At 63.5% G+C, this 16,232-nt stretch carries 15 protein-coding genes; 13 read left to right on the plus strand and 2 right to left on the minus strand.

Annotated features, from left to right (window positions below; genetic code table 11):
* Positions 1–55 precede the first annotated feature (55 nt).
* Both trpE and JNE37_RS18970 read right to left on the minus strand, forming a co-directional pair.
* On the minus strand, positions 56–1,564 hold the full coding sequence (gene trpE / locus JNE37_RS18965) for an anthranilate synthase component I (protein WP_203064314.1): 1,509 nt from the start codon (positions 1,562–1,564) through the stop codon (positions 56–58).
* A 1-nt stretch (position 1,565) separates the two neighbouring features.
* Positions 1,566–3,446 carry a peptidylprolyl isomerase gene (locus tag JNE37_RS18970; RefSeq protein ID WP_203064315.1) on the minus strand — a complete coding sequence of 627 codons (1,881 nt, stop codon included), beginning with the start codon at positions 3,444–3,446 and terminating at the stop codon, positions 1,566–1,568.
* 146 nt (positions 3,447–3,592) lie between these two features.
* Between JNE37_RS18970 and tpiA the strand changes: the two genes are divergently transcribed.
* The 13 genes from tpiA (at position 3,593) to nuoH (ending at position 16,231) form a co-directional block, all read left to right on the plus strand.
* Positions 3,593–4,348, plus strand: a complete 756-nt coding sequence (gene tpiA / locus JNE37_RS18975; protein ID WP_203064317.1) for a triose-phosphate isomerase — start codon at positions 3,593–3,595, stop codon at positions 4,346–4,348.
* A gap of 102 nt (positions 4,349–4,450) precedes the next feature.
* Positions 4,451–5,044: a preprotein translocase subunit SecG gene (gene secG / locus JNE37_RS18980; RefSeq protein ID WP_203064318.1), complete on the plus strand. Its 594-nt coding sequence runs from the start codon at positions 4,451–4,453 to the stop codon at positions 5,042–5,044.
* Between the two features lie 125 nt (positions 5,045–5,169).
* Positions 5,170–6,798: a CTP synthase gene (pyrG, locus tag JNE37_RS18985; RefSeq protein ID WP_203064319.1), complete on the plus strand. Its 1,629-nt coding sequence runs from the start codon at positions 5,170–5,172 to the stop codon at positions 6,796–6,798.
* 56 nt (positions 6,799–6,854) lie between these two features.
* The gene (locus JNE37_RS18990) at positions 6,855–7,031 is read left to right on the plus strand and encodes a DUF4169 family protein (protein ID WP_203064320.1); all 177 of its coding nucleotides are present in this window, start codon (positions 6,855–6,857) and stop codon (positions 7,029–7,031) included.
* 436 nt (positions 7,032–7,467) lie between these two features.
* Complete coding sequence (locus JNE37_RS18995) at positions 7,468–7,833, plus strand: NADH-quinone oxidoreductase subunit A (RefSeq protein WP_035038916.1); 366 nt, start codon at positions 7,468–7,470, stop codon at positions 7,831–7,833.
* A complete protein-coding gene (locus JNE37_RS19000) occupies positions 7,824–8,405 on the plus strand; it encodes a NuoB/complex I 20 kDa subunit family protein (RefSeq protein ID WP_203064321.1) in 582 nt (193 codons plus the stop codon). Before JNE37_RS18995 ends, JNE37_RS19000 begins: the two co-directional genes overlap by 10 nt.
* Before the next feature lie 10 nt (positions 8,406–8,415).
* Positions 8,416–9,033, plus strand: coding sequence for an NADH-quinone oxidoreductase subunit C (locus JNE37_RS19005; protein ID WP_203064322.1), 618 nt, complete (start codon positions 8,416–8,418; stop codon positions 9,031–9,033).
* Positions 9,033–10,223 (plus strand): NADH-quinone oxidoreductase subunit D, encoded by a 1,191-nt coding sequence (locus JNE37_RS19010; RefSeq protein ID WP_203064323.1) that lies wholly within the window; start codon positions 9,033–9,035, stop codon positions 10,221–10,223. Before JNE37_RS19005 ends, JNE37_RS19010 begins: the two co-directional genes overlap by 1 nt.
* Positions 10,223–11,431, plus strand: a complete 1,209-nt coding sequence (locus tag JNE37_RS19015; RefSeq protein ID WP_203064324.1) for an NADH-quinone oxidoreductase subunit E — start codon at positions 10,223–10,225, stop codon at positions 11,429–11,431. Before JNE37_RS19010 ends, JNE37_RS19015 begins: the two co-directional genes overlap by 1 nt.
* Before the next feature lie 12 nt (positions 11,432–11,443).
* Entirely contained in the window at positions 11,444–12,751 is a 1,308-nt protein-coding gene (nuoF, locus tag JNE37_RS19020; protein WP_203064326.1) for an NADH-quinone oxidoreductase subunit NuoF, read from the plus strand.
* 3 nt (positions 12,752–12,754) lie between these two features.
* Entirely contained in the window at positions 12,755–13,015 is a 261-nt protein-coding gene (locus JNE37_RS19025) for a hypothetical protein (RefSeq protein ID WP_203064328.1), read from the plus strand.
* 3 nt (positions 13,016–13,018) lie between these two features.
* On the plus strand, positions 13,019–15,124 hold the full coding sequence (gene nuoG, locus JNE37_RS19030) for an NADH-quinone oxidoreductase subunit NuoG (RefSeq protein ID WP_203064330.1): 2,106 nt from the start codon (positions 13,019–13,021) through the stop codon (positions 15,122–15,124).
* 9 nt (positions 15,125–15,133) lie between these two features.
* Positions 15,134–16,231 (plus strand): NADH-quinone oxidoreductase subunit NuoH, encoded by a 1,098-nt coding sequence (gene nuoH / locus JNE37_RS19035; protein WP_203064332.1) that lies wholly within the window; start codon positions 15,134–15,136, stop codon positions 16,229–16,231.
* Position 16,232: the final 1 nt, after the last annotated feature.

A 16,232-nucleotide genomic window follows, 5' to 3' on the forward strand; every position in this document is an offset into this window, starting at 1 on the left:
AAGCCCCGCCATCGCGGGCAAGGATGCGGGATCAGGTGATGGTCCCGTTCGATCCTCACTGCCCGATCCTCGCCTCGCCTGCATAGCGCAGGGCTTCCTCGGCCGCCGAGAACAGCGCGCGCGCCTTATTCTCGCATTCGAGTTGTTCGAGCTCGGGCTTGCTGTCGGCCACGATGCCGGCGCCGGACTGCACGTAGATCTTGCCATTGGCGACAATGGCCGTACGCAGGACGATGCAGGTATCCATCGTTCCATCGGCCCCAAAGTAGCCCACGCAGCCGCCATAGATGCCGCGTCGCGCTTTTTCGAGGTCGTCGATGATTTCCATTGCGCGCACCTTTGGTGCGCCGGAAACCGTGCCCGCCGGAAAGCCCGCCGAAAGCGCATCGACGAAGTCGTATCTGGGATCGAGTTCCCCCACGACATTGGAGACGATGTGCATGACGTGGGAATAGTATTCGAGGAAAAACTTGTCGGTGACCTGCACCGAGCCGATCTTGGCGACGCGACCCACATCGTTCCGGCCCAGGTCGAGCAGCATAAGGTGCTCGGCCAGTTCCTTGGGGTCGCTCAGCAGTTCGTCCGCCAGTTCCTTGTCGCGCGTCGGCGTCGAGCCGCGCTTGCGAGTGCCTGCGATGGGTCGGATGGTGACCTGACCCTTATCCACCTTCACCAGAATTTCCGGGCTGGATCCGGCGACCGAGAAGCCATCGAAATCGAGGAAATACATGTAGGGCGAGGGATTGGTGCGCCGCAGCGCGCGATAGAGCGCGGTGGCGGGCAGGGTGAAATCCGCCTCGAAACGCTGCGAGAGCACGACCTGGAAGATATCGCCGGCGCGGATATATTCCTTGGCCGCCTCGACCATGCCGAAATACTCGTCGCGGCTGGTATTGCTCCTGACCTCGATGCTTTCGATATCGGGCAGGTCGCCAACGACGGGCAGGGCGCGGGAGAGACGCTGCGTGGCATCGTCGATGCGCAGGTTCGCCGCCTCGAAGGCCTGGCGCGCCGAGATCGACGCGCGCGGATAGACCGGAGCGGTAAGGTAGAGTTCGTCCTTGAGCGTATCGAAGATCGCGAGGACCGACGGCCGCATCAGGATCGCGTCGGGCAGGCCGAGCGTATCGGGATTGTTGTCGGGCAGCACTTCCATCTGCCGGACCATGTCATAGCCCATATAGCCATGAATGCCCGCCGCGGTCGGCGGCAGGCCTTCAGGCACATCGATCTGCGATTCCCGCACCAGCTCGCGCAGCACATCGAGTGGCGGCGCATCGACCGCGACGAATGCTTCTGGTGCATGCCCCGCGTCGCGATTGAGGAAGGCCTGGCCTTTTTCGACCTTGAGAATGAGATCGGGGAGGAGCCCGATCATCGAGTAGCGACCCTTGGTCGAACCGTCCTGCACGGATTCGAGCAGGAACGTGTTCCGTCGACCTTCGGCGAGCTTGAGATAGGTGCCGATGGGTGTCTCGAGATCGGCGACCACGCGCCGGTAGACGATCTGGGCTACCCCTTCGTCATACCGGCTAGCGAAGCGCTGATAAAAGTCGTCGCCCATCTTACTGCGTGACGTCCGTGGCCAGGAGCTGGTTGAGCGTAGCCTGGTTGACCCGCAGGCCCGACTGGTCGCGCAGGCCGCCGACGAACTCGCCGTAGAGCGCGTCGCGTGCGGCGTTCTCGATGGCGTCCTTGAGCTGCGGCGCAACGTCGGTGCCGGCCGGCGTCACTTCGGCGACCTTGAAGACCACGTAGTCACCATCCGCATTCTTGACCGCGCCATGGTGATCCGGCCCGCCCTCGAAGATGGCATTGGCCACCTGCGCGTTGAAGACGGGGGTACCGTCACCCTGGCGGCCGAGCGGCGCGGAGACCGACGGGAACTGGTTGAGAGCCGCCGCGATATCGGCAATCGGCTTGCCTGCATCCAGTTGGGCCGTGAGCTTGACGGATTCGTCGGCCAGCGCCTTCTCGGTCTGCTCGTTGGTCCAGGCTTCCGCCACGGCGTCACGAACTTCGTCGAGCGTCTGGTCGCGTGCAGGCTCGATCTTGCTGAGGTCGAACCACGCGTTGCGGTTGGCTGCCAGCGTGATCGTCGGCGTGAGCTTTTCCGCCTGGGCGGTGAAGATAGCCTGGCCGATCTTGCCGGCGTCGCCCTCGGCGAGCCCCGTAACGGTCGCCAGTTCCGGGCTGCCCGGGGTCAGGTCGAGATGGACGAGCGGCAGCTTGTAGCGCTCGGCGATCTGGGTAAGCGGCTGGAAGGTGGCGCGCAGCTCCTCGACCTGGTCGAGCACGTTGCCGTAATCGGCCTTGGCCTTGGTCAGTGCCAGGTTCTTGGCCACCTGCGCCTTGGCTTCCTCGAGCGAGAGCGTACCGCCGGCAACGATCTCGCTGACGGAAATGGCGCGCTGCTTGCCCTGCACGGCAGGGATGAGCGCGAAGTCGCCGGCCTTGGCGAGCCCAAAGGCGGCATTGGCCAGAGCCGCGTCGGTAACCTGCCCCTTGGACAGTGTGCCGATCACGGTCGGCGTCAGGCCGAGTTCCTTGAGGAGGTCGTCGAACGACTTGCCTGCGGCCTGGCCGTCGGTGAACGCCTTGACCGCCGCGTCATCGGGCAGGACGGCCTGCACGATCGTGCGCTGTTCAGTCTTGGTCAGGGAATCCTTGGTGCGCTCGTATTCGGCTGCGATTTCCTCATCGGTCGGCGTCTGGGCCGCGGCGAGGGTGTCCGGCGAAAGCACGAGCAGGTCGACCGTACGCGTTTCCTTGGTACGGAACGCGCTCTGGTTATCCTTGAGATAGGCAGCAAGCTCATCCTCGGTCGGCTCGGCGATCGGCGGAATGGCCGTCGAGTTGAGCACGAAGTAGTCGACCGTGCGCTTGTCGCCCGCATAGCGGTTGATGAGTTGAAGCGCGGCCTGCGGTACATTGGCGTCGCCGAAAAGGCCGACAGCGAGCTGCTGGCGGCGGGCGGCCTTGGCCTGCATGTCGAGATATTCGTTCTCGGTGAAGCCGTTCTGGGCCAGCACCTGCACGAAGCTCTGGCGGTTGAAGCCGCCGAGCGTGCCGCCGAATGCCGGATCGTCGCGCACGAGTTCGGCCAGCTTGTTCTCGGAAACACCGAGACCAAATTCCTTGGTAAGCTGGTTCACGGCCGCGTCAGAGGCGAGGCGCGAGAGCGTCATGCCCGGAACGCCGAGCTGGGTCGCCATGTCCGGCGTCGGCACCTGGCCGATCTGCTGGGCCACCATCTGCAGCTGCTGCTGGTAGGCGCGCTGGAAATCACGGGTGGAAATATCTTCGTTACCCACGCGGGCCACCGTGGTGGAACCAAGATTGGTCACCACGTTATTGATGCCGAAGGCAGCAAAACTCACGATCAGAACGGCAAAGAAGACCTTGGCAACGAAGGTCTTGGAGAAGCTACGCAAACTGTCGAGCATGTGTTTTCGTCCGGATCGAAGTTCTTTATTGCCAGTTCATGGCTGGCCTTGGCTTTGGGCGGCGGATAATAGACAGGCAAAACCCGCAGCCGCAAGGCGGGGTAAGACAATAAGACGTTAGGCGCAAGTGGCGAGGAGCACACCGCATGGCGAGCGAGATCACACCGCTGATCGCAGGCAACTGGAAAATGAACGGACTTTCGGCCCAACTGGCCGAGTTTCAGCTGCTTGGGGAAAAGCTGGCGACCCTCAAGGATCGGCGAGCCATGGTAGCCATCTGCCCGCCTGCTACGCTGCTTGCAGCCATGAGCGAAAAGGGCGCCGTCAACGGCATCGCCACCGGCGGGCAGGATTGCCACGCTTCACCCAGCGGCGCCCATACCGGCGATATCAGCGCGCTGATGCTCAAGGATGCCGGTGCCCAATTCGCCATTGTCGGCCATAGCGAACGCCGCGCCGACCACGGCGAAACCGACGCTCAAGTGCGCGAAAAGGCGCAGGCGGCCATCGCCGCCGGCCTCACTCCCATCATCTGCGTTGGCGAAACCTGTGCCGAACGCGAGGCCGGCCAAGCAGATTCAGTGGTTGCCACCCAGCTCTCCGGCTCGGTTCCCGATGCAGCGGCGGCCAACGAAGTGGTGATCGCCTACGAGCCCGTCTGGGCCATCGGCACCGGTCTGACTCCCACCAATGTCGACATTGCTCAGATGCATGATGGCATCCGCAAGCTGCTCGTCGAACGCTTCGGGGGCAGGGGGGAGACGATCCGGATTCTCTACGGCGGCTCGCTCAAGCCGGCCAATGCCAAGGAGATTCTTGCCGTGGAAAACGTCAATGGAGGCCTCGTTGGTGGCGCTTCCCTCTTGGCGAATGACTTCTTCGCTATTATTTCAGCGGCGTGACGACCTAACCGCGCCTGAAAATTCACGCGCCTTCCGGCTGGCTTTTGCCGGAATGTGCGTGTATGACCGCGCATCTTTTGCTAGTTCCGAGACTGTCTTTTCATGACCGGCTTCGCCTCAGTCCTGCTTGTTGCCTATTTGCTGATCGTCATCGCGCTGATCGCAGTGATCCTGCTGCAGCGCTCCGAAGGCGGTGCTTTGGGCATTGGCGGCGGCTCCAACCAGTTCATGACGGCCCGCGGTTCGGCCAACCTGCTGACCCGCACTACGGCGATTCTGGCGACCCTGTTCTTCGCCATCGCCATCGGCCTGACCATCCTTGCGGAACTCGACCGCGGCTCGCAGAGCATTCTCGACCGCGCCCAGCAGACCCAGGACGGCAACGCTACCCAGCCGACGAGCGTGCTCGATGCGCTCAATCAGCTCCAGGGCGATACGACCGGCACGCCGGCCGCTCCGGCTGCCGATGGCGCCGCGCAGCCTGCCGCGCCCACGAGCACCGATACGCCTAACCTAGCTGTGCCGGCGTCTCCCGCGCCCGAAGCGACCACTCCGGCCGCGCCGACCGATACCGCTCCGGCCACGACCACCGAATCTACTGCGCCCGCGACGCCCGCCGCTCCTTCCGATGCTGCGCCCGCGGCCACTCCGGCCGAACCCGCCACCAACGGCGGCGGTCAGCCGACGACGAACTAACCGCCGCTCACGGCGAAGATGAAAAAGGGGATGGAAACATCCCCTTCTTCTTTTTGTGTGGGGCTCCGAAAGTCGAAGAGTCGAGGCCCTTCGAATCGATGCGAAAAAGTGTAAGGTGAAAGCCCATGGCTCGGTACGTTTTCATCACCGGAGGCGTGGTCTCCTCATTGGGTAAGGGTTTGGCATCCGCGGCGCTCGGCGCGGTATTGCAGGCCCGTGGCTACAAGGTTCGGCTGCGCAAGCTGGACCCGTATCTGAACGTCGATCCCGGCACGATGTCGCCCACCCAGCACGGCGAAGTGTTCGTGACCGATGACGGCGCCGAGACTGACCTGGACCTGGGCCACTACGAGCGCTTCACCGGCCGCGCTGCCAACAAGCAGGACAACATCACCACCGGCCGCATCTATTCGGACATCATCGCCAAGGAGCGCCGCGGCGACTATCTCGGCGCCACCGTGCAGGTGATCCCGCACGTGACCGACGCCATCAAGAATTTCGTCCTCGACGGCAACGAGGATTTTGATTTCGTGCTGGTCGAGATCGGCGGCACCGTGGGCGACATCGAAGGCCTGCCGTTCTTCGAGGCCATCCGCCAGCTCGGCAACGACCTGCCGCGCCACCACGCCGTTTATGTCCACCTGACGCTGATGCCGTTCATCCCGAGCGCCGGCGAACTCAAGACCAAGCCCACCCAGCACTCCGTCAAGGAACTGCGCTCGATCGGTATCGCGCCCGACGTGTTGTTGGTCCGCTGCGACCGCCCGATTCCCGAGGGCGAGCGCCGCAAGCTTTCGCTCTTCTGCAACGTGCGCGAGAGCGCCGTGATCCAGGGCCTCGACGTGCAGTCGATCTACGACGTGCCGCTGGCCTATCACAAGGAAGGCCTCGACACCGAAGTGCTCGCCGCCTTCGGCATCACCGATGCGCCGGCACCGGACCTGTCGGCCTGGGAAGACGTCTCCAGCCGCCTCCACAACCCGGAAGGCGAAGTGAACATTGCCATCGTCGGCAAGTACACGGGCCTCAAGGACGCCTATAAGTCGCTCTCGGAAGCGCTGACCCACGGTGGCATCGCCAACCGCACCAAGGTCAACATCCAGTGGATTGACAGCGAAGTCTTCGAGCGCGAAGACCCGGCGCCCTATCTTGAGCATGTCCACGGCATCCTGGTGCCGGGCGGTTTCGGCGAGCGCGGCTCGGCCGGCAAGATCCAGGCGGCGCGGTTCGCGCGGCTCAAGGACGTGCCGTATTTCGGCATCTGCTTCGGCATGCAGATGGCCTGCATCGAAGCGGCGCGGAACACGGCCGGCATCAAGAATGCCTCCTCGACCGAGTTCGGCCCGACCAAGGAGCCGGTCGTGGGCATGATGACCGAATGGGTCAAGGGCAACGACACCGAAACGCGCGGCTCCGAGGGCGACCTCGGCGGCACCATGCGCCTCGGCGCCTATCCGGCCCAGCTCGTGCGCGGCAGCCGCGTGGCCGACATCTACGGCTCGACCCGCATTTCGGAACGCCATCGTCACCGCTATGAGGTGAACATGGACTACCGCAAGCTGCTCGAAAAGAACGGCCTGCTGTTCTCCGGCGTCTCTCCGGACGGCAAGTTGCCCGAAATCGTGGAGCGCACCGATCACCCGTGGTTCATCGGCGTGCAGTTCCACCCGGAACTCAAGAGCAAGCCGTTCGAACCGCACCCGCTGTTCGCCAGCTTTATCGCAGCGGCGGTCGATCAGAGCCGGCTGGTTTAAGCATCAGGCTCCCCGCACCGCGGGGAGCCGATTTGTTTTGGGGTAGGGACCGCGCTATGGGCGAAATCGTCAGCCTCAAACTCGTCCGCAAGCGCAAGGCGCGCGACGAGAAGGAAGCCAAGGCTTCCGAAAACCGCATCATATTCGGGCGAACGAGAGCCGAGAAGCAGAAGGTTGAGGCGGAGCGGGCCTTGGCCGAGCGCAAGATTGAGGGGCATAAGCGCGAGGAATAGGAGGATTCTGGGCAGGCTTGGTGGAGCCTGTTGCGGATGCTCCAGCTTGGGATTCGCTATAACATGGATGGCCTGCGGGAGCTGTGCGGGTCGTGGCAGCTCAAGCCGCGGTGCAGCACTAAAGCGTGAAGATCGGTCGTCGGGATCGTCGCTCTGCGCAGCCGTTTTGATGGCGCTCGGGGGTGAGGCAATTTGCCTTCTTTTGCAGGGCCTTGGGAACGTGCTTTTCTGTCCTTCCGCGATTGTGGATGCGTATTGTCTGCAAGTGTGTTCGCAGAGTTATTATGAGTTATTTTGTCTGGTTTTGTTTCGCTTGAAACCCCGGAGGGGAAGCGATAAGCCCTAGCCATCTTAAAAGCGTTGGTTCGCGCGCCCCAATTGCCCGCAGAGCTCTCGCTAGCCCGGTCTCCCGACCGGATCGAAGAACAGGCCTGGCATGAACGAATTGCTCAGCAACTACCTGCCTATCGTCCTCTTCATAGGCATTGCCGGCGTCATTGGTTTGGCGCTGCTCGTGGCCCCCTTCATCATCGCGTTCAAGAAGCCCGATCCTGAGAAGGTTTCCGCCTTCGAAGCCGGTTTCGATGCATTCGATGACGCGCGCATGAAGGTCGACGTCCGATTCTATCTGGTCTCGATTCTCTTCATCATCTTCGACCTTGAAGTTGCATTCCTTTTCCCCTGGGCGGTGGCCTTCCGGGATGTGGGCTGGTTCGGCTTCTGGTCGATGATGATCTTCCTGGGCGTTCTGACCGTCGGCTTTATCTACGAATGGCGGAAAGGAGCCTTGGAATGGGATTGAGCGGGCAGGGCGGCACCCTCGTTACGCCGCGTCCGACCGGCGCGGTCGATCCGCGCACGGGCAAACCGGTTGGCTCCGACGATCCGTTCTTTGCGGGCGTTTCGGACGAGCTGGCGGACAAGGGCTTTCTCGTCACCACGGCTTCCCAGCTCATCACCTGGGCGCGCACCGGCTCCCTGATGTGGATGCAGACGGGCCTGGCCTGCTGCGCCGTCGAGATGATGCAGATGTCGATGCCGCGCTACGATATCGAGCGATTCGGTACTGCGCCGCGCGCTTCGCCGCGCCAGTCCGACGTTCTGATCGTCGCCGGCACGCTGACCAACAAGATGGCTCCCGCGCTGCGCAAGGTCTACGACCAGATGCCCGAGCCGCGTTACGTGATTTCCATGGGTAGCTGTGCCAACGGGGGCGGGTACTACCACTACTCCTATTCCGTCGTGCGCGGTTGCGACCGGGTTCTGCCGGTCGACATCTACGTGCCCGGTTGCCCCCCGACCGCGGAAGCGCTGCTCTACGGTATTCTTCTTCTGCAGAAGAAGATTCGCCGGGACGGTACGATCGAAAGATAGGGCGCCTGTCATGGATGAATCAGCTCAAGTCGAGCCTCTGGCGGATCTCGGCGACTACATTTCGCGTACATTGGGAGCGGTGGTTCTGTCGGCCGAAGTCGCATTCGGCGAACTCACCATCGCAGTGGAGAGGACGGCGATAGTAGACGTCGTGCGCTTCCTGCGCGATGACGCAAAATGTCGCTTCTTTTCGATCTCGGATGTGTGCGGCGTGGACTATCCCGAGCGCAATCCGCGATTCGATGTGGTCTACCACCTCCTCAGCCCCGCACTTAATCAGCGCATTCGTGTCAAAGTTGCGGCCGACGATGTCGAGCCGGTGCCGAGCGTCACGGGCGTGTTTCCGGGTGCGAACTGGTTCGAGCGCGAGACCTACGATCTTTTCGGCGTGCTGTTCTCCGGTCACCCGGACCTGCGCCGCATCCTGACCGATTACGGTTTTGACGGGCATCCGCTCCGCAAGGACTTCCCGACGACCGGCTTTGTCGAGGTTCGCTATGACGAAGAGCGTAAGCGCGTGGTCTACGAGCCGGTGAAGCTTGCCCAGGAATTCCGCTCTTTCGATTACCTGTCCCCGTGGGAAGGCACCGACTACGTCCTGCCCGGCGACGAGAAGGCGAAGCAGTAATGGCTGAAGTCGAAGTCCGTAACTTTACGATTAACTTTGGCCCCGTGCATCCGTCCGCGCACGGCGTGCTGCGTTTGATCCTCGAACTCGACGGCGAACTCGTCGAACGTGTGGATCCGCATGTGGGGCTGCTGCATCGCGGCACCGAGAAGCTGATCGAGGCCAAGACGTATCTGCAGGCCGTGCCCTATTTCGATCGCCTCGACTATGTGGCGCCGATGAACCAGGAGCATGCCTTTGCCCTGGCCGTCGAAAAGCTGCTCGGGCTCGAAGTGCCGCGCCGTGGCCAGCTCATCCGCGTGCTCTACTCGGAAATCGGGCGCCTCTTGTCGCACCTGATGAACGTGACCACGCAGGCCATGGATATCGGCGCGCTGACGCCGCCGCTCTGGGGCTTCGAGCAGCGCGAAAAGCTGATGGTATTCTACGAGCGCGCTTCGGGTGCCCGCATGCACGCCGCCTATTTCCGTCCCGGCGGGGTCCATCAGGACCTGCCGCAGGACCTCGTGGATGACATCGCCACGTTCTGCGAGGAATTTCCTGCCGCGCTAGCCGATATCGACCGGCTGCTGACCGGCAACCGCATCTTCAAGCAGCGCAATGCCGACATCGGCGTCGTGTCGCTGGATGACGCGTGGGCCTGGGGCTTCTCGGGCGTGATGGTCCGTGGCTCGGGCGCGGCCTGGGACCTGCGCAAGTCGCAGCCCTACGAGTGCTACGACGAAATGGAGTTCGACGTGCCCGTCGGCTCGCATGGCGATTGCTACGACCGCTACCTCATCCGCATGGAAGAGATGCGCCAGTCCAATCGCATCATGCAGCAGTGCATCGAGAAGCTGAATGCGCCCGAAGGGCAGGGGCCGGTCGCCTCGACGGACGGCAAGGTCGTTCCGCCCAAGCGCGGCGAAATGAAGAAGTCGATGGAAGCCCTGATCCATCACTTCAAGCTCTATACCGAAGGCTACAAGGTGCCGGCCGGCGAGGTCTATGCCGCCGTCGAGGCGCCCAAGGGCGAGTTCGGCGTGTATCTGGTTTCGGACGGCACCAACCGTCCTTATCGCTGCAAGATCCGTGCTCCGGGCTTTGCGCACCTGCAGGCCATGGATTTCCTGTGCCGCGGCCACATGCTGGCCGACGTCGCCGCGATCCTCGGTTCGCTCGATATCGTGTTCGGAGAGGTGGATCGCTGATGAGTGTGCGGCGCCTAGCGGACGAGTCGGTTCAGCCGGCCTCCTTCGCCTTCACCAGGGAAAACGAGAGCTGGGCTCGCGCCAAGATGGCGGAGTATCCGGCCGGTCGCCAGCAGTCCGCGGTCATTCCGCTGCTGATGCGCGCGCAGGATCAGGATGGCTGGATTTCCCGCGCCACCATCGAGCATGTCGCGACCATGCTGGGCATGGCCTATATCCGCGTGCTGGAAGTGGCGACGTTCTACACCCAGTTCCAGCTCGCGCCGGTCGGCTCGCGCGCCCATATCCAGGTGTGCGGCACCACGCCCTGCATGCTGCGCGGTGCGGAAGACCTGCGCGAAGTCTGCCAGCGCAAGATTCATCATGATCCGCATACGGTGAGCGAAGACGGCACGCTGTCCTGGGAAGAGGTCGAGTGCCTGGGCGCCTGCGTCAATGCACCGATGGTCGCGATCTTTCACGACACCTATGAAGACCTGACTCCGCAGCGGCTCGAAGAGATCATCGACGAGTTCCAGGCGGGCAGGGGCGATCAGGTTCCCACCGGCCCACAGATCAAGCGCTCGTTCTCCGCGCCCGAGGCCGGCCGCACGACGCTGCTGATTGAACCCACCGCCAAGCGCGAAAAGTTCGTGCCGCCGCCGGCGCCCGAGGCGCCTGCCGCTGCTGCGCCTGCAACCGCCGCCGTTGCGGCACCTGCCAAGAAGGAAGACCCTGCACCGACCACTCCGGGCCGCAAGCGCCAGGTTTCCGAGGAAGCCGCGCCTGCGCTCAAGGCACCGGCCCGCGCCAAAAAGGTGTCGGTTGAAAAGGCCGAGGGCGAGCGCGTGGCGGCCGACAAGGCTGCCAAGGCCGACGGCAAGCCTGCGCGCGCCATGCGCGAGGATGCGACCGGGGCTGAATCCAAGGCCGGCAAGCTCGATGGCGGCGCTGCGGTTCCGCTGTTCAAGGCGCCGGAAGGCGCGGCCAGGGACGATCTCAAGATGATTTCGGGCGTTGGCCCGGTGCTCGAAGGCAAGCTCAATGCCATCGGCATCATCACCTTCGCCCAGGTCGCGGCCATGAAGAAGGCCGACATCGCCAGGCTCGAATCCCATCTCGCTTTCCCCGGACGGGTGGAGCGTGACGAGTGGATCAAGCAGGCCAAGGCGCTCGCGAAGGGCGGCGAGGCTGAATACATCCGCGTCTTCGGCAAGAAGCCGCGCTAGGGGGTGTGAGAGATGCTTGCAGATAAAGACCGCATTTTCACCAACCTCTATGGCCAGGGCGACTGGCGGCTCGAAGGCGCGCGCAAGCGCGGCGCCTGGTCGGGCACCAAGGAGTTCATCGAGTCCGGCCGCGACTGGATCACCAACGAGGTCAAGGCCTCGGGCTTACGCGGCCGCGGCGGCGCCGGTTTCCCGACCGCGCTCAAGTGGACCTTCATGCCGAAGGTCTCGGACGGTCGTCCGCATTACCTCCTGGTCAATGCCGACGAATCCGAGCCCGGCACCTGCAAGGATCGCGAGATCCTGCGCCACGATCCGCACCATCTGGTCGAGGGCTGCCTGCTGGCCGCCCGCGCCATGGATGCGCATACCGCTTTCATCTATGTGCGCGGCGAATTCATCCGCGAGCGGCAGCATCTGGAGCACGCCGTTCAGGAGGCCTATGACGCCAGGCTGATCGGCAAGAACAACATCCACGGCTGGGATCTGGACATCATCGTCCACCACGGCGCCGGCGCCTATATCTGCGGCGAAGAAACCGCCCTGATGGAATCGCTGGAAGGCAAGAAGGGCCAGCCGCGCCTCAAGCCGCCGTTCCCGGCCGGCATGGGCGTCTATGGCAACCCGACCACGGTCAACAACGTGGAGTCGATCGCCGTCGTCCCTGAAATCCTGCGCCGCTCCGGCGCGTGGTTCGCCTCGATCGGCCGCGCCAACAATACCGGCACCAAGCTCATGTGCGTCTCCGGCCACGTCAACCAGCCGGCGACCTTCGAGGAAGCCATGGGCGTTACGTTCGAAGAGATCATCGAGAAGCATTGCGGCGGTATCCGCGGCGGTTGGGATAACCTGCTGGCCGTGATCCCCGGCGGCGCCTCGGTGCCCTGCGTGCCCGGCGAGAAGATCCGCAACGCGGTGATGGATTTCGACGGGCTGCGCGAAGTGGGTTCCTCGCTCGGCACTGCCGCCGTCATCGTGATGGACAAGCAGACCGACATCATCAAGGCCATCTGGCGTCTCTCGGCGTTCTACAAGCACGAGAGCTGCGGCCAGTGCACGCCGTGCCGCGAAGGCACGGGCTGGATGATGCGCGTGATGGAGCGCATGGTCGAAGGGCGCGCCCAGAAGCGCGAGATCGACATGCTGTTCGAAGTGACCAAGCAGGTCGAAGGCCACACCATCTGCGCCCTTGGCGACGCTGCGGCCTGGCCGATCCAGGGCCTCATCCGCAACTTCCGTCACGTGATCGAAGAGCGGATCGACGCCTATACCTACAATTCGACCTCCGAGGGCGCCGTGCCCTCGATCGCGGCGGAATAAGCCATGGGACGAAAATCCGAGGCTGAGATCATGGCGCGCGGGTTGGACAATGTCTGCACGGGCATTGCCTGGCTGGTGATCGCCGCCATCGGTTTCTTCGTCGTGCTCGCCAATGACCCGAACAATGCCTGGCTGACTGCCGGCATTGCCGTCGTGGCGGGATTTTACGCCATTTCCGGCAGTGGGCCGTTCGCGCGGCTGCTGCGGGCGCCGGGCACTGCCCTGGCATTTCTCGTACGCTCCGGTTTGGGAGGCGGCAGGTAAGTCATGGCAAGCATTAAAGTCGACGGCCAACTCGTAGAAGTTCCGGACTATTTCACGCTGATGCAGGCCGCAGAGGCCGCCGGTGCCGAAATCCCGCGCTTCTGTTACCACGAACGCCTCTCGGTGGCCGGCAATTGCCGCATGTGTCTGGTTGAAGTGAAGGGCGGGCCGCCGAAGCCGCAGGCTTCGTGCGCCATGTCGGTCAAGGACCTGCGCCCGGGCCCGAACGGCGAGCCGCCCGAAATGTTCACCAATACGCCGATGGTCAAGAAGGCGCGCGAAGGGGTGATGGAGTTCCTGCTCATCAACCACCCGCTCGATTGCCCGATCTGCGACCAGGGCGGGGAGTGCGACCTCCAGGACCAGGCCATGGCCTATGGCGTGGACAAGAGCCGCTTCTTCGAGAACAAGCGCGCCGTCGAGGACAAGTATCTTGGCCCCCTGGTCAAGACCTCGATGAACCGCTGCATTCACTGCACGCGCTGCGTCCGTTTCACCACGGAAGTCGCCGGTATTTCCGAGATGGGCCTCGTCGGTCGCGGTGAAGACGCCGAGATCACCAGCTATCTCGAGCGCGCGCTCACCAGCGAGCTGCAGGGCAATATCATCGACCTGTGCCCGGTCGGCGCGCTGACCTCCAAGCCCTATGCCTTCCACGGCCGTCCGTGGGAGCTGACCAAGACGGAATCCATCGACGTGATGGATGCCGTTGGCTCCAACATCCGCGTCGACAGCCGTGGCCGCGAAGTCATGCGCTTCCTGCCGCGCATCAACGAGGCGATCAACGAGGAGTGGATTTCGGATAAGACCCGGTTCGTCTGGGATGGCCTCAAGTCCCAGCGTCTGGATCGTCCCTATGTCCGCAAGGGCGGCAAACTCAAGGCCGCGTCGTGGGAAGAGGCGTTCGCCGCCGTCGCCGCGCAGGTCAAGAAGGCTGGCAGCCGTGTTGGCGCCATCGCCGGTGACCTTGCCGCCGTCGAAGAGATGTACGCGCTCAAGGCGCTGCTGGCTTCGCTCGGCTCGGGCATGACCGATGTACGTCCGGCTATGTCGGGCATCGATCCCTCGATGCCGCGTTCGGCCTATATCTTCAATCCGACCATTGCGGGCATCGAAGAAGCCGACGCCATTCTCATCATCGGCTCGAACCCGCGCCGCGAGGCTGCGGTGCTCAATGCCCGCATCCGCAAGAACTGGCGGACCAAGGGTAGCCCGATCGCCGTTATCGGCGAGCAGGCCGACCTGACCTATCCCTACGAGTATCTGGGCGAAGGCTTTGAAACCCTTGCCGATCTCGCTGCCGGGAAGGGTGCTTTTGCCGAAGTGCTCAAGAAGGCGACCAAGCCGCTCATCATCGTGGGCGAGGGCGCGGTTTCGCACGCAACGCTGGGCAAGCAGCCGGGCCGCGACGTGATCGCGCTGGCCTCCAAGCTCGCGACCTCTGGCGAGGCCTTGGCCGAAGGCTGGAATGGCTTCGCGCTGCTCCACAACGCCGCCTCGCGCGTCGGCGGCATCGACATCGGCTTCGTGCCGCATGACGGTGGCGTCTGCTCGGCCGACCAGATCGGCCTGGCCGGCAAGGGCGAGCTCGACGTGCTGTTCCTGCTCGGCGCCGATGAATACGACATGTCGGCCATGGGCAAAGCGTTCGTCGTCTATATCGGCACGCATGGCGATGCCGGCGCCCACCGCGCCGACGTGATCCTGCCGGCGGCGACCTATACCGAAAGGAGCGGCACCTACGTCAATACGGAAGGCCGCGTGCAGATGACCAACCGGGCGGTGTTCCCGCCGGGCGAGGCCAAGGAAGACTGGGCCATCATCCGCGCGCTCTCGGCCGTCATCGGCAAGCCGCTGCCGTTCAACTCGCTCCAGCAACTGCGCGCTGCGATCTATGCCGAATTCCCGCACCTTGCCCGGATCGACCAGATCCGCGCCGGCAGCGTGGACGACGTCAGGAGACTGGCCAAGGCCGGCATCAAGACCAAGTCGGCCAAGTTCGCCTCGCCGGTCAGCGAGTTCTACCTCACCAACCCGATTGCGCGGGCTTCGGCCGTGATGGGCGAATGCGCCCAGATGGCTGCCGGTCTCAAGCAGGCGGCGGAATAAGGAAGCAAGATGGACTTCGTTGTTTCAGCGCTGAACTACCTGCTCGGCATCCCGATCCTCGGATGGGGTGACACGGTCGGCTTCGTCTACAAGGCGCTGCTGCTGCTCGTGGCGCTGCTGGTCTTCACCGCCTTCATCCTGCTGGCCGACCGCAAGGTCTGGGCTGCCGTGCAGATCCGTCGCGGCCCCAACGTCGTGGGCGCCTTCGGCCTGCTGCAGAGCTTTGCCGACCTCCTGAAGTTCGTCTTCAAGGAGCCGATGGTTCCGGCCGGCGCCGACAAGGTGCCGTTCCTCCTGGCGCCGTTCGTCACGGTGCTGCTGGCGCTTTCGGCGTGGGCGGTGATCCCGCTCGACCAGGGCTGGGTGATGGCCGATATCAATGTCGGCATCCTCTATATCCTGGCGATCTCCTCGCTCGGCGTTTACGGCGTCATCATGGGCGGCTGGGCGTCGAACTCGAAATACGCCTTCCTGGGCGCGCTCCGCTCGGCGGCGCAGATGGTTTCCTACGAAGTCTCGATCGGCTTCGTGATCGTGACCGTGCTGCTCTGCGTGGGCTCGCTCAACCTCAGCGACATCGTGATCGCGCAGCGCGAAATGGGCCTGGCCCATATGCTCGGCGTGCCGTGGCTCAGCTTCCTAAACTGGTTCTGGCTGCCGCTCTTCCCGATGTTCATTATCTTCTTCATCTCGGCCCTCGCCGAGACGAACCGCCCGCCGTTCGACCTGCCGGAAGGCGAGTCCGAGCTCGTGGCCGGCTTCATGGTCGAGTATTCGTCCACGCCCTACGTGATGTTCATGCTGGGCGAGTATGTCTCGATCATCCTGATGTGCGCCATGACCACGATCCTTTTCCTCGGAGGCTGGTCTTCGCCCATCGAGCTGCCGCCGTTCACCTGGATCCCGGGCGTCGTCTGGTTCGTCATCAAGCTCTGCCTCGTGTTCTTCATGTTCGCGATGGTGAAGGCCTTCGTGCCCCGCTACCGCTATGACCAACTCATGCGGCTCGGCTGGAAGGTGTTCCTGCCCATTTCCCTGGCGGCCGTCGTTATCGTCGCCTTCGTTCTCCAGCTCACCGGCTGGGGCTGGCATGGAGGAGTGGCCTGAT

Source organism: Paradevosia shaoguanensis, from assembly GCF_016801025.1.
In the GTDB taxonomy this organism is placed as follows: domain Bacteria; phylum Pseudomonadota; class Alphaproteobacteria; order Rhizobiales; family Devosiaceae; genus Paradevosia; species Paradevosia shaoguanensis.

Excerpts from the sequence above, each read along its gene's own strand:
- trpE (WP_203064314.1), bottom strand. The coding sequence starts at position 1,564 with ATGGGCGACGACTTTTATCAGCGCTTCGCTAGCCGGTATGACGAAGGG.
- JNE37_RS18970 (WP_203064315.1), bottom strand. The coding sequence starts at position 3,446 with ATGCTCGACAGTTTGCGTAGCTTCTCCAAGACCTTCGTTGCCAAGGTC.
- tpiA (WP_203064317.1), top strand. The coding sequence starts at position 3,593 with ATGGCGAGCGAGATCACACCGCTGATCGCAGGCAACTGGAAAATGAAC.
- secG (WP_203064318.1), top strand. The coding sequence starts at position 4,451 with ATGACCGGCTTCGCCTCAGTCCTGCTTGTTGCCTATTTGCTGATCGTC.
- pyrG (WP_203064319.1), top strand. The coding sequence starts at position 5,170 with ATGGCTCGGTACGTTTTCATCACCGGAGGCGTGGTCTCCTCATTGGGT.
- JNE37_RS18990 (WP_203064320.1), top strand. The coding sequence starts at position 6,855 with ATGGGCGAAATCGTCAGCCTCAAACTCGTCCGCAAGCGCAAGGCGCGC.
- JNE37_RS18995 (WP_035038916.1), top strand. The coding sequence starts at position 7,468 with ATGAACGAATTGCTCAGCAACTACCTGCCTATCGTCCTCTTCATAGGC.
- JNE37_RS19000 (WP_203064321.1), top strand. The coding sequence starts at position 7,824 with ATGGGATTGAGCGGGCAGGGCGGCACCCTCGTTACGCCGCGTCCGACC.
- JNE37_RS19005 (WP_203064322.1), top strand. The coding sequence starts at position 8,416 with ATGGATGAATCAGCTCAAGTCGAGCCTCTGGCGGATCTCGGCGACTAC.
- JNE37_RS19010 (WP_203064323.1), top strand. The coding sequence starts at position 9,033 with ATGGCTGAAGTCGAAGTCCGTAACTTTACGATTAACTTTGGCCCCGTG.
- JNE37_RS19015 (WP_203064324.1), top strand. The coding sequence starts at position 10,223 with ATGAGTGTGCGGCGCCTAGCGGACGAGTCGGTTCAGCCGGCCTCCTTC.
- nuoF (WP_203064326.1), top strand. The coding sequence starts at position 11,444 with ATGCTTGCAGATAAAGACCGCATTTTCACCAACCTCTATGGCCAGGGC.
- JNE37_RS19025 (WP_203064328.1), top strand. The coding sequence starts at position 12,755 with ATGGGACGAAAATCCGAGGCTGAGATCATGGCGCGCGGGTTGGACAAT.
- nuoG (WP_203064330.1), top strand. The coding sequence starts at position 13,019 with ATGGCAAGCATTAAAGTCGACGGCCAACTCGTAGAAGTTCCGGACTAT.
- nuoH (WP_203064332.1), top strand. The coding sequence starts at position 15,134 with ATGGACTTCGTTGTTTCAGCGCTGAACTACCTGCTCGGCATCCCGATC.